Origin of the sequence: Streptomyces sp. NPDC006512, assembly GCF_040611935.1 — a bacterium.
GTDB lineage: Bacteria > Actinomycetota > Actinomycetes > Streptomycetales > Streptomycetaceae > Streptomyces.
The window spans coordinates 48,159-60,798 of record NZ_JBEXPG010000040.1 but is presented as its reverse complement, the minus strand read 5'-3'; the positions used below and the strand labels follow the sequence as shown (position 1 = coordinate 60,798).

General features: G+C 72.3%; 9 protein-coding genes. 2 read left to right on the top strand and 7 right to left on the bottom strand.

The window, feature by feature from the left end; translation table 11 throughout:
- Positions 1-8: 8 nt before the first annotated feature.
- Complete coding sequence (locus tag ABZZ17_RS26170; RefSeq protein ID WP_356879143.1) at positions 9-701, bottom strand: TetR family transcriptional regulator; 693 nt, start codon at positions 699-701, stop codon at positions 9-11.
- 140 nt (positions 702-841) lie between these two features.
- Between ABZZ17_RS26170 and ABZZ17_RS26165 the strand changes: the two genes are divergently transcribed.
- Positions 842-1,774, top strand: coding sequence for an SDR family oxidoreductase (locus ABZZ17_RS26165; protein ID WP_356879094.1), 933 nt, complete (start codon positions 842-844; stop codon positions 1,772-1,774).
- Between the two features lie 12 nt (positions 1,775-1,786).
- Here ABZZ17_RS26165 and ABZZ17_RS26160 read toward each other — a convergent pair whose 3' ends face one another.
- Entirely contained in the window at positions 1,787-2,200 is a 414-nt protein-coding gene (locus tag ABZZ17_RS26160; protein ID WP_356879092.1) for a PaaI family thioesterase, read from the bottom strand.
- Positions 2,201-2,261: 61 nt separating this feature from the next.
- The gene (locus ABZZ17_RS26155; RefSeq protein ID WP_356879090.1) at positions 2,262-4,286 is read right to left on the bottom strand and encodes an NADPH-dependent 2,4-dienoyl-CoA reductase; all 2,025 of its coding nucleotides are present in this window, start codon (positions 4,284-4,286) and stop codon (positions 2,262-2,264) included.
- Positions 4,287-4,456: 170 nt separating this feature from the next.
- Between ABZZ17_RS26155 and ABZZ17_RS26150 the strand changes: the two genes are divergently transcribed.
- Positions 4,457-5,884 carry an alpha/beta fold hydrolase gene (locus ABZZ17_RS26150; protein ID WP_356879088.1) on the top strand — a complete coding sequence of 476 codons (1,428 nt, stop codon included), beginning with the start codon at positions 4,457-4,459 and terminating at the stop codon, positions 5,882-5,884.
- A gap of 24 nt (positions 5,885-5,908) precedes the next feature.
- Here the strand turns inward: ABZZ17_RS26150 and ABZZ17_RS26145 are convergent, their stop codons facing one another.
- The 4 genes from ABZZ17_RS26145 to ABZZ17_RS26130 all read right to left on the bottom strand — a co-directional run bounded on the left by ABZZ17_RS26145 (position 5,909) and on the right by ABZZ17_RS26130 (position 12,296).
- A complete protein-coding gene (locus ABZZ17_RS26145; protein WP_356879086.1) occupies positions 5,909-8,932 on the bottom strand; it encodes a glycoside hydrolase family 38 C-terminal domain-containing protein in 3,024 nt (1,007 codons plus the stop codon).
- 120 nt (positions 8,933-9,052) lie between these two features.
- A complete protein-coding gene (locus ABZZ17_RS26140; protein WP_356879084.1) occupies positions 9,053-9,901 on the bottom strand; it encodes a carbohydrate ABC transporter permease in 849 nt (282 codons plus the stop codon).
- Between the two features lie 119 nt (positions 9,902-10,020).
- Positions 10,021-10,842 carry a sugar ABC transporter permease gene (locus ABZZ17_RS26135; RefSeq protein WP_356879140.1) on the bottom strand — a complete coding sequence of 274 codons (822 nt, stop codon included), beginning with the start codon at positions 10,840-10,842 and terminating at the stop codon, positions 10,021-10,023.
- Positions 10,843-10,952: 110 nt separating this feature from the next.
- Entirely contained in the window at positions 10,953-12,296 is a 1,344-nt protein-coding gene (locus tag ABZZ17_RS26130) for a sugar ABC transporter substrate-binding protein (RefSeq protein ID WP_356879082.1), read from the bottom strand.
- Positions 12,297-12,640 lie beyond the last annotated feature (344 nt).

The window sequence follows — 12,640 nt, the reverse complement described above, 5'->3', positions numbered from 1 at the left end:
CTACGCGGTCACGATTCCAGACCCGTACGCTCCGCGCGCGCCAGCAGCCCCGCGAGCAGCACCTCCAGCGTCTCGCGGAGGGTGTCGGTGAAGTCCAGGCGCAGTACGGCCAGGTCCGGGTCCTCGGCGTAGGCCGCCAGCATCGCGGCGGAGGGATGTGCGTGGGCCCACACCGCGCCGGTGACCATGAGCGCGCCGGCGACGAAACGGAAGGCGTCGCGCTCCCCCAGCACGGGGAGCTGGGCCGCGAGCAGGGCCGCCAGGGCGCTCGCCTGGGCGATGGCGGACCGCTTGTACCGGGCGGCGACCTGCGGGGAGACGTTGCGTTCCAGGACGGCGGCCTGGGCGCTGATGAGGTCGCACAGGACCGGCCGCTCGGCCAGGGCGCGCGCCAGGCAGCCGGCGAGCCGGTCGGGGCGCCCGGCGGGCGGTACGGCGTCGAGCTCCCCGGCGAGGGTCTGCTCCAGGTGGCCGACGAGTTCCGCCGAGGCGGCGGCCAGGAGTTCCAGCAGGACGTCCTCGCGGGACTCGAAGTAGCGCAGCACGTTGGATTTGGCGAGGCAGACCCGGCGGCTGAGCTCGTTCAGGGTGACCTGGGCGACGGGCATCTCGGCGAGCATCCCGGCGGCGGTGTCGAGGATCGCCTGGCGGCGGGCGGCGCGCTGCTCCTCGCTGCGGGCCCGCTGGAACTTCGAGGGAATGGACACGCGCCCAGCGTACAGACCTGCGGTCTGTTGTTATCAGACCAGCGGTCTGCTAGCTTCGGAGGAGAGCAGCAGACCACCGGTCTGTTATTTTCGCGCTGACCGCCCCGTGCTGCCGCCGCCCTCAAGGAGCCGTCATGTACGCCGTTCCCGACCAGTCCGGAAAGTTCGTCGTCGTCACCGGCGCCAACAGCGGCACCGGCAAGGAGGCGGCGCGCCGCCTCGCGGAGGCGGGCGCCCGCGTGGTGCTGGCGGTCCGCACTCCCGCCAAGGGCGAGCGGGCTCGCGCGGAGATCCTGGCCGGCCACCCGCGGGCACGGCTGGAAGTGCGCCGGATCGACCTGGCCGACCTCGCCTCGGTCGCCGCCTTCGCCGACGGGATCCTCGCCGACGGCACCCCGCTCGACCTGCTGGTGAACAACGCGGGGGTGATGGCCCCGCCGGCCCGGATGACCACGGCCGACGGCTTCGAGCTCCAGTTCGGCAGCAACTTCCTCGGCCCGCTGGCCCTGACCGTACGGCTGTTGCCCGCGCTGCTGGCGGCCCCGGCCCCGCGCGTGACCACCATGAGCAGCGGCACCGCCAACTTCGGCCGGGTCGACTTCGACGACCTCCAGTACGAGCGGCGGCGCTACCACCCCATGCTGTCCTACGCCCAGTCCAAGCTGGCCGACCTGATGATGGCCCGGCACCTGGCCGAGCTCGCGGCCGACCGGGACTGGCCGCTGCGGAGCACCGCCGCCCACCCCGGCTACACGAAGACGAACCTGCAGACGGCCGGAGCCAGCCTCGGCCGGGGGAAGCCGTCCCGGCTGCACCGCCTCGTGAGCACCCTCGACTTCCTCCCGAAGCAGGAGGTCGGCCCCGGCACCGAGCCCCTGCTGTACGCCGCGACCAGCCCGGACGCGGCCGCGGGCGGCTACTACGGGCCGGGCGGGACGTTCGGCCTGGTCGGCCCGTCCACCGAGGCCCGCATCACGCGCCGCGCCCTGGACCGCGGGGCCAACGCCCGCCTCTGGGACCGGGCGGAAGCCCTCACCGGCGTCCGGGCGCTTGGCGCGGAGCGCTGACGCCGGGGACGGTCAGCCGAGCAGGGCGTAGACCGTGGAGGCCTTGGCGGCGGGTTCGTCCGCGCCGTCCGGGGTCATGGTGACGTCGGCGAAGGCCATCCGCTTGCCGAGTTTGGTGACGCGTACGTCGATCAGCACGTCGGCGCCGGTCACGGGCCGCTGGAAGCTCGTGGACTGCTGGACGGTGGTCATGGGGCCGTACCCGCCGCGCGCGGCGGAGATCGCGACGACGGTCGCGGTGTCGGCGGCGGCCATCAGGGCCTGCCCGCTCAGGCCTCCGCCGTCCCGGGCCAGGGACTCGGACCAGGGCAGCCGCAGCACGGCGTGCCGGGTGCCCGTCTCCTCGACGGTGAGGCCGAGGGCCAGCACCCAGGGGGCGAAGTTGTCGGCGAGGATCCTGTCGGCTTCTGCCGGTGTCAGCGTCACCCGAGGATTGTGGCGGCCCGGGCGGGCCGCCACAACACCGTTGCCCCGAAAGGGGCTTCGGTCAGAGGGTGGCCGCCAGTTCGGTGCCCTGGCGGATGGCCCGCTTGGCGTCGAGTTCGGCGGCCACGTCCGCGCCGCCGATGAGGTGGGCCTCGACCCCGGCGGCGCGCAGCTCCTCGTACAGGTCTCGGCGGGGCTCCTGGCCGGTGCACAGGACGACCGTGTCGGCGGGAACCAGGCGCGGTTCGCCGTCGACGGTGATGTGCAGGCCCTCGTCGTCGATCCGCTCGTACGTCGCCCCGGCGACCGAGACCACGCCGCGGTGCTTGAGCTCCGCGCGGTGGATCCATCCGGTGGTGGTGCCGAGGCCGCTGCCGACCTTGGTGGTCTTGCGCTGGAGCAGGTGCACCTGGCGCGGCGGGGCGGGGCGTTCGGCGGCGGTGAGGCCGCCGGGGCCCGCGTAGGCGGTGTCGACGCCCCAGTGCCGGAAGTAGACCTCGGGGTCCTGGGCTGCGCCCTCCCCGCTGTCGGTCAGGAACTCGGCGACGTCGAAGCCGATGCCGCCCGCGCCGACGACCGCGACGCGTTCGCCGACGGGGGCTCCGTCGCGCAGGACGTCGAGGTAGCTGACCACGTTGTCCCGGTCCACGCCCTCGATGGCGGGGGTGCGGGGGGTGACGCCGGTGGCGACGACGACCTCGTCGTAGTCGCGCAGGGCCGCCACGTCCGCCGGTGTGTTCAGCCGGACCTCGACGCCGCTGTCCACGAGCTGGGTGCCGAAGTAGCGGATGGTCTCCTCGAACTCCTCCTTGCCCGGGATGCGGCGGGCGACGTCGAGCTGGCCGCCGATGCGGCCGGAGGCCTCGTAGAGGGTGACGGCGTGGCCGCGCCCGGCGGCGGAGACGGCGCAGGCGAGGCCGGCCGGACCGGCGCCGACGACGGCGACGCGCTTCTTCAGCCGGGTCGGCGTGAGGACGAGCTCGGTCTCGTGGCAGGCGCGGGGGTTCACCAGGCAGGTGGTGATCTTGCCGCTGAAGGTGTGGTCGAGGCAGGCCTGGTTGCAGCCGATGCAGGTGTTGATGGTCTCGGAGCGGCCGGCCGCGGCCTTGGCGACGAAGTCGGCGTCCGCGAGGAAGGGCCGGGCGAGGGAGACCAGGTCGGCGCGGCCGTCGGCGAGCAGTTCCTCGGCGACCTCGGGGGTGTTGATGCGGTTGCTGGTGACGAGCGGCACGCTCACCGCGCCCATCAGCCGCTTCGTGACCCAGGTGTAGGCGCCGCGCGGTACGGAGGTGGCGATGGTGGGGATGCGGGCCTCGTGCCAGCCGATGCCGGTGTTGATGATGGTGGCGCCCGCGGCCTCGACCTCCTTCGCGAGGTGGACGACCTCGTCGAGGGTGGAGCCGCCGGGGATCAGGTCGAGCATGGACAGGCGGTAGACGAGGATGAAGTCCTCGCCGACGGCCTGGCGGGTGCGGCGGACGATCTCCAGCGGGAAGCGCACGCGGTTCTCGTACGCGCCGCCCCAGCGGTCGGTGCGCCGGTTGGTCGCGGCCGCGATGAACTCGTTGATCAGGTAGCCCTCGGAGCCCATGATCTCGACTCCGTCGTAGCCGGCGAGCTTGGCGAGGCGGGCGGCGCGCACGAAGTCCTCGACGGTCCGCTCGATCTCGATGTCGGAGAGCTCGTTCGGGACGAAGGGACTGATGGGGGCCTGGAGGGCGCTGGGGGCGACCAGGTCCTTGTGGTAGGCGTAGCGGCCGAAGTGGAGGATCTGCATGGCGATCTTCCCGCCCTCGGCGTGCACCGCCTCGGTGATCACCCGGTGCTCGGCGGCCTCTTCCTCGGTGGTCAGCCGGGAGCCGCCCTCGAAGGGGCGTCCGGCGTCGTTCGGGGCGATGCCGCCCGTGACGATCAGGCCGGCGCCGCCGCGGGCGCGCTCGGCGTAGAAGGCGGCGAGGCGCTCGAAGCCGCCCTGGTGCTCCTCCAGGCCGGTGTGCATCGAACCCATGATCACGCGGTTCGGCAGGGTGGTGAAACCGAGGTCCAGGGGGCTCAGCAGGTGCGGGTACCGGCTCTGGGAACTCATGGGGGGCGCCTCCTCGCGCGGGGGTGATGAACCTGTTCTAGCGAGGGGCAGCCGGTTTTGCAACTAGGTGCATAAACAGATGGGGGCGGTTCGGACACCGGATCCCGCCACCACGGGCCCGCCCCTCCCCCGCCTGTGGCGCAGTTCACGGCCCCGATAGCCTCGGGATCATGGAAGAGCGGCGCACGGTGACGGTGGACGGGGTGCGGCTGGCGTACGAGGCGGCCGGTCCCGCGGACGGCGACCCGGTGCTCCTGCTGCCCGCACTGGGCGAGACCGCCGCGCACTGGTCCCCCGTACGGGACGAACTCGCCCGGGAGCGCCGGGTCTACGCCCTGGACCTGCGCGGGCACGGCCGCAGCGCGCGGACGGAGCGGTACTCGCTGGAGCTGATGCGGGACGACGTGCTCGGGTTCCTCGACGCCCTGGGCCTGGACGCGGTGGACCTCGTGGGGCATTCCGCGGGCGGGGCCGTGGCCTGCCTCGTCGCGCAGGAACAGCCCTGGCGGGTCGTCCGGCTCGTACTGGAGGACGTACCGGACCTGCGCCCCCGCGAGCCCGTGGCCCCGGTGCGGCCCGAGGGCGACCTGGACTTCGACTGGGCGATGGTCCTCGCGGTACGGGCCCAGCTGGACCGGCCCGATCCCGCCTGGCGGGAGGGGCTCGGACGGATCACGGCCCCGACCCTGGTCGTGGCGGGCGGCCCCACCAGCCACGTCCCGCAGGACGGCCTCGCCGCGCTGGCCCGTCTGGTCCCCGACGCCCGGCTGACCACCATCCCGGTGGGCCACCTCGTGCACGCCGCCGCGCCCGACGCGTTCCTGGCCGCCGTCTCCCCGTTCCTGGCGGACCTGCCCGACGGCGAGCTCGCCCGGCGCCGGCTGGCTCGGGAGGGCGTGCGCCGGACCGGCGCGGACGAGTGGACGGACGGCGGGTCCGGGGAGGGCCGGCTCACCTCGAAGGACGTCACCCACGCCTGGGCCCGTGACCTGATCCTGGACGACAGCCCCGACCCGGCCGAAGGGATCCGGCTCGGCCTCGGCCTCGCGGACCTCCTCGACGACTACTGGGTGACCGTGGAGATCGGCTTCGTCCTGCGGGAGGACCCGGACCCGGTGGCGGTCCGGGCCCTGTGGGAGGGCTACCGGAAGCGGCTGGAGGCGCCGGTGGTCGCCGGGGCGATCACCTACTCGCTCTGGGTCGAATGGTTCGAGGACCACACCACCTCGGAGACGGCCTTCGCCGAGGTACTCGGCAACGACCGTGACCGGCTGCTGCCCGGCGCACCGGAAGCCCTGCTGCGCCGGGCCCGCCGCGTACTGGAGTCCTCCGGACCGGTCCCCTGGCCCGCGAAGGCCGCCACCTACCGGGCCGCCGCCCGCGTACCCGCCCTGCACCACGCCCTCTTCCGGGCCGTCCTGCTCTGCTACCACGACGTGTACGGGGACCTCGACCCCGCCGAGGGCCTCGCGCTCCTCGACGGGCTGGACCTCCCTCCGGACACGGAGCACCTGGCCGCGCTGCGCACCGTACTCGCCGCCGGGCACCGGGGGCACCACCGGACGCCGGAGGCGTGGGACGCGGCCCTGGGGCGATGACGGTCCCGGGCCGCGTCCCCGGGGTCAGGCCCGGCGCAGCCGGACCGTGACGATCTGGAAGGGGCGCAGCGTGAGGGGGACGGTGCCGTCCGCGGCGGGGGCCGCTACGGCCGTGCCCGGCAGGGGGCGCTCCAGGAGGTCGCTCTCCACCGCGGCCGTGATCGCGAAGCCGGGGGTGAGGGTGGCGGTGGCCCGGCCGCCGCGGGACTCGTAGAGCCGTACGATCACGTCGCCGCCGCGGTCCTCGGCCAGTTTGACGGCCTCGACGACCACCGCCCCCTCGTCGACGGACAGCAGCGGTGCGACGGGTTCCGCACCGGTCAGGGTGCGTTCGGGCAGGTTCAGGGCGTGGCCCTCGCGCACCGCGTCCCCGATCGTGGCGCCGGGCGCGAGGGAGAAGCGCAGGGTGTGGCGGCCCTGGTCGGTCTCCGGGTCGGGATAGCGGGGCGCGCGCAGCAGGGAGAGCCGGACCGTGGTGGTCTGGCCGCCGTCGGGGCGCACGTCCCGGGTGACGTCGTGCCCGTACGTGGAGTCGTTGAGCAGGGCCGTGCCCCAGCCGGGCTCCTCCACGTGGATCCATCGGTGGGCGCAGATCTCGAACTTGGCCGCCTCCCAGGAGGTGTTGGTGTGGGTCGCGCGGTGGACGTGGCCGAACTGGGTCTCGGAGGAGGACCGTTCGGCCTTCACGTCGAGCGGGAAGGCGGCCTTGAGGAACTTCTCCGTCTCGTGCCACTCCACGTCGGCCCCGAGGTCGACGGTCCGGGCGCCGGCCCGCAGGGTGATCGTCTGCACCGCCGTGGAGGAGCCGAAGGAGCGGGTCAACGTGACGGTCGCCGCGTCCGGACCGCTGTCGGTGACCTCCATGGAGTCCAGGGCGACGAGATCGGTGACCTTGTTGCGGTAGAAGGCGTCGACGTCCCAGGCGTCCCACATGTTCGGGAAGTCGGGGTGGATCTGGAGCAGGTTCGCCGCGGTTCCCGGGGCGAGCGATTCGCGGCGCGCCTCCAGGTCGTAGGCGGAGACGATCAGTCCCCTGCCGTCGACCTCGACCAGCAGCCGGCCGTTCGCCAGGACGTGCCCGCCGCCGTGCCGCTCCTCGACCGTGACGGGCTGCGCGGGCGCCGCGGGGCGTCCGGCGCCGCCGGCCGGGATGCCGCGCCGGGTGTGCGGGGCACAGTTGAAGACGAGTTCCTCCTCGCCGGGCCCCGCCAGGGCGCTCTGCGCGGCCAGGGTGATCGCCTCCAGCTCCTCGCGGACCGCCGCGTAGGTGGCGCGGGCCTCGCGGTGCACCCAGGCGATGGAGGACCCGGGCAGGATGTCGTGGAACTGGTGGAGCAGCACGGTCTTCCAGAGCCGCTCCAGGTCCTCGTACGGGTAGCCGAAGCCGGGGACGCGCACGGCGGCGGTCGCGGCCCACAACTCGGCCTCCCGCAGCAGCGATTCGCTGCGCCGGTTGCCCTGCTTGGTCTTGGCCTGGGAGGTGTAGGTGCCGCGGTGGAGTTCCAGGTAGAGCTCTCCGGCCCAGACGGGCGCGTCCTCGTACTCGGCGTGGGCCTTCTCGAAGAAGGCGTCGGGCCGCTCCACCTCCACCCGCGGGGAGCCTTCGAGGTCTCGCTGGCGGCGGGCGCGGGCCAGGTGTTCGCGGGTGGGTCCGCCGCCGCCGTCGCCCCAGCCGAAGGGGGCCAGCGAGCGTGAACCACGCCCCTTTTCGCGGTAGTTGCGGGCCGCGTGGGCCAGCTGTGCGCCGCCGAGGTCGCTGTTGTAGGTGTCGACGGGCGGGAAGTGCGTGAAGACGCGGGTGCCGTCGATGCCCTCCCACCAGAAGGTGTGGTGGGGGAACGGGTTGACCTGGGACCAGGAGATCTTCTGGGTCAGGAACCAGCGGGAGCCGGAGAGCTTGACGATCTGCGGCATGGCCGCCGTGTAGCCGAAGGAATCGGGCAGCCAGACGTTCTTCGTCTCGATGCCGAACTCGTCGAGGAAGAACTTCTTGCCGTAGAGGAACTGGCGGGCCATGGCCTCGCCGCCGACCATGTTGGTGTCGGACTCCACCCACATGCCGCCGACGGGCACGAACTGGCCGTCCGCGACCTTCTTCTTGATCCGTTCGAAGAGCTCGGGCCGGTACGTCTTGATCCAGTCGAGCTGCTGTGCCTGGGACATGGCGAAGACGAAGTCGGGGTGCCGGTCCATCAGCGCGACCACGTTGGAGGTGGTCCGGGACACCTTGCGGACGGTCTCGCGCAGCGGCCACAGCCACGCGGAGTCGATGTGGGCGTGGCCGACGGCGCTGATGCGGTGCGCCGAGGCGTTGGCCGGGGCGGCGAGGACGGCGGTGAGGCGGTCCCGGGCGGCGGCGGCCGTGCCGGGTACGTCGGTGAGGTCGAGCTCGTCGAGCGCGGAGTCGACGGCGCGCAGGATCTCGTACCGGCGGGCGTCCGCCCCGTCGAGCTGGGTCATCAGGTCGCCCAGCACTTCGAGGTCTTGTACGAGTTCCCAGACCTGCGTCTCGAAGACGGTGAGGTCCATCCGGGCCAGCCGGTAGAGGGGCTGGTCCCCGCTGGTCTGCCGGTCGCCCTCGTAGGTGGCCGCGTGGTCGACCAGGACCGGGTTGGAGGCGGCCTCGACGTACCACTCGACGCTCTCGCCGCCCTCCGCGCGGTCGGTGACGGGCACCCAGTCGTTGTAGGGGTTGAGGGCCTTGACCTCGCTGCCGTCGGGGCGGTGGACCAGGCCCTCGCACTGGAAGCCGGGCATCATCCGGTCGAAGCCGAGGTCGAGCACGGCCTCGACCGTGCGCCCGGCCCAGTCGGCGGGCACGGAGCCGGTGACCTTGAACCAGGTGGTGCCCCAGGCGGGGCCCCAGGCGTCCCCGGCCGCGCAGGGCCCGTACGGGGCGGCAAGGCCCTCGGTGACGGGGACGGGTTCCCCGGGGGCGTCCCAGCGCTCGACGGTGAGCGGCACCGAGCGGGAGCGGACGGCGGGTTTGACGCGCTCCGTGAGGACGCGGCGCAGGCGGTGTTCGGTGATGCTGCGGTCGTCGTGCATGACGGCGGCTCCAGGCGGGAGGGTCGGGTGGGCGTCGGTCAGGCGGTGGACGGGCGATGGGCGGGCGGTGGGCGGGCGGTGGGCGGGCGGACGGGGCGCTGTACGGGGCGGCCGGGGCGGTCAGATCTTGACGGCGCCTTCGCCCACGCCCTTGAAGAAGTAACGCTGGAGGGCGAAGAAGAGGAGCATCATCGGGATCAGGGCGGCCATGGCGCCGGCGGCGATGACCCGCTGGTCGCTGGTGGTGGTGGCGCCGGCCAGGGTCTTCAGGCCGAGCTGGAGGGTGTAGTGGTCGCTGTTGGTGAGGACGAGCAGGGGCCACAGGAAGTCGTCCCAGGCGCCCATGAAGCTGGTGATGCAGACGACGGCGAGGGCGCCCTTGGCGGCCGGCAGGAAGACCCGGGTGAAGCGGGTCCATTCGTTCGCCCCGTCGAGGACCGCGGCCTCCTCCAGTTCCCTGGGCACGGAGAGGAACGCCGCCCGCATGACCATGATGTTCAGGACGGAGACCGCGCCGGGCAGCCAGACCCCGATGAGGGTGTCGACGAGCCCCATCTCCCGCACCGTCAGGAACATCGAGATCATCACGGACTCGAAGGGGAACATTAGGGTCGCCACCAGGACGGTGAAGACGCTCTTGCGGCCCTTCCAGCCCGCCCGGGAGAGGGCGTAGCCGCCCATCGCGGCGAAGAGCATGTTGGAGGTGACGGCCAGGGCCGCCACGGTCAGCGTGTTGCCGACGTACTGGAGGAGCGGGAAGGACTCGGCGACCAGGACGTAGTTGTCGAGGGTGGGCCGGGAGGGCAGCACCCCGTCGTACACGTTCTCGGTGCGGCCGCGGACCGAGGTCAGGAACTGCCAGACGATCGGGCCGAGCATGACGGCCAGCATCAGCAGCAGGGTGGCGTACCGGGCGGCGAGGCCGAGCCGGCGGCGGCGCAGGCCGGCACGGACCGGAGGGGGCGGCACGGTGCTCGTGCTCGGCCCTGGCGCGGCGCCCGGTTCTCGCGCGGTGCTCACTTCCCGCGCGGTGCGCCGCTCTCGCGCGGTGCTCACTTCCCGCGCGGTGCCCCGCTCTCGCGCGGTGCTCAACTCTCGTCCCCTTTCGACAGGCGGCGGCCCAGCAGGCTGAAGACCAGCGTCAGCAGGAACAGCAGGAGGGAGATGGCCGAGGCGTAGCCGGTCTCGCCGGAGAAGCCGAGGCCCACCTGCCGGATCAGGAAGGGCAGGGTGCGGGCGCCACCGCCGGGACCGCCGCTCTCGCCGCCGAGGATGTAGATCTCGGTGAAGACGCGCAGCGCCGAGATGGCGGAGAGGGTCCCCACCAGCAGCATCATGGGCTTGACCTGCGGGATGGTGATGCTGAAGAAGCGGCGGACGGCTCCGGCGCCGTCGAGGGCGGCCGCCTCGTGGAGGGAGGCGGGGACGTTCCCGAGGGCCGCCAGGTAGAAGACCATGTAGTAGCCGAGGCCCTTCCACACGGTCACGATCATCGCGGAGACCAGCAGCATGGTGCTGTCCGTCAGGAACGGCACCGGCTCGGAGACGAAACCGAGGGCCCGGAACACGGTGTTGACGAGGCCGTCGCTGCGCAGGACCCATTGCCAGATGAGGCCGACGACGACGGCTGAGGCGATCACCGGCGTGTAGAAGGCCGAGCGGAAGAGCCCGATGCCGGGGACCTTCGTCTGGACGAGGACGGCGAGGGCCAGCGGCAGCAGGACCAGGCAGGGGACGACGACGGCCAAGTAGAGCACGCTGTTGCCGGTGGCGACCCAGAAGTCCGGGTCGCGAAGGGCGCGGGCGTAGTTGGCGAAGCCCACGAAGCCGCCGCCGCGCAGGATCTGGGCGTCGGTGAAGGACAGGACGACGGTGTTGACGAACGGCCAGATGCTGAACAGGGCCACCATGACCAGGCCGGGGGCGAGGAAGAGGTAGGGCGTCCACCAGGTCCGGTGCGGCAGTCCCGGATCGGCCTGCGGGCTCGCCCGACGGCCTCGGGCCGCCCCCGCCTTCGCGGTCACGGCCGGGCCGCGGCGGCGAGGAGCTTGTTGGCCTCCTCCTGGGCCTTGCGCACCGCGGTCTTCGCGTCCTGGTCCCCCTGGATGGCCTTCTGCATCTCGCGCACCACCGCGTCGCCGACCTGACTGGTCCACTCGACGGGGGTGTTGGCGTCGAGCGCGGCGCTCTTCAGCTGCTCGGCCCCGACGGCGCGGGCCACCGTCTCGGCGTCCTTGCCGTCGCCCCGGTCGGAGAAGTACGGGTCGGCGAGGCCCTTCGCGTTGGACGGGTAGATGGTGGCCTTCCGGGAGAACTCCACCTGGTTCGGCCCGTTGGTGACCCACTTGGCGAACTCGGCCGCGGCGTCGGGGTGTGCGGTGTCCTTCCTGATGCCGAGTGCCTGGGCGTAGATGCCGATGTGGCCGAGGCGGCCGGTGACGGCGCCGGCGACCTGGGTGCGCTCGTAGACCTGCGGGGCGTTCTGCCGGACGTCCTTGACGAAGCCCGGTGAGCCGGGGCCGAAGACGAGCTTGCCGGCGCCGTAGAGCTGGTTGATGTCGTCGGACTTGAGCAGGGATTCCCTGGGCATGGCGCCCTTGGAGTACAGGTCCTTCATCCGCCCGACCCATTCGACGGCCTTGTCCGTGTCGAAGGTGAAGCGGTCCCGCTTCTCGTTGAGGATCGGGACGCCCATCTTCTGCCAGTCCCCGGGGAGGCGGCCCTTGGGGTCGGCCATGAAGACGGAGTACTGGCCGCCGGACCGGGCGGCGATCCGCTCGGCGTAGTCGAAGAACTGCTCCACGCTGGTGGGCGGCTGGGCGGGGTCGAGGCCGGCCTTCTCGAAGAGGTCCTTGTTGAAGGTGAGGATCTCCGGTGTCACGTACCAGGGGTAGGCGTACACCCCGTCTCCCTTGCCGGGGAGTCTGAACTGCTCCCAGGCGCCGGGCACGTAGTCCTTGGCTACGCCGCCGTCCAGCTTGGCGACGTCGGCGAGCATCCCGCGGTCCCCGAGCAGCTGGAAGGAGTCGGTGGAGAGGTTCACGACGTCGGGGAGGGCCCCGGCCTGCGCGTCGGCGACCAGCTTCTCGTTGTAGCCGTCGCCGGGGACGTCCTCCCACTTCACCGTGACGTCCGGGTGGCGCTGCTCGAAGGAGTCGATGACGCCCTGGACGTAGCCGGTGAACTTCGGCTTCAACTGGAGGGTGCGGAAGGTGATCTCACCGGACACGGTGCCGGTCCTCTCCGTGTCCTTCGTGTTCCCGCCGCCCTGGCCGCCGCCGTTCAGGCCGCACGCGGACAGGGAGAGGAGGGTGCCCGCGAGCAGGGTGGTGATGGCCGTACGCGTCGCCTGGGAACGAGTCATCTTCGCCGCCTTCGGGGGAAGTTCCGGCCTCGCTGCCGGAGAGCCGTGCCCACGCTGTCCGGAAACCCGGACCCCGTCAACGTGTCCGAAGTCCCGTTGGCCGACGGTACATACGTCCCGAATCCCGACAGGGGGGTCGACGGACTCCCGAACGGCATCACCTGGCCCCCATCCCACCTGGACTGATGCGCTTTAGTTCAGACCCCTCCGGCGCATATATCGTTTCGATAACGAAGGTGATTTGCGGGGCCGGGTTTGACTTCTTGTCGACGGTCGGGAGCCGGCCGCACTAATGCGGTTTATCGAGTGCGCCGCCGAAGGGCCGCACGACGGCCCGCCCACGT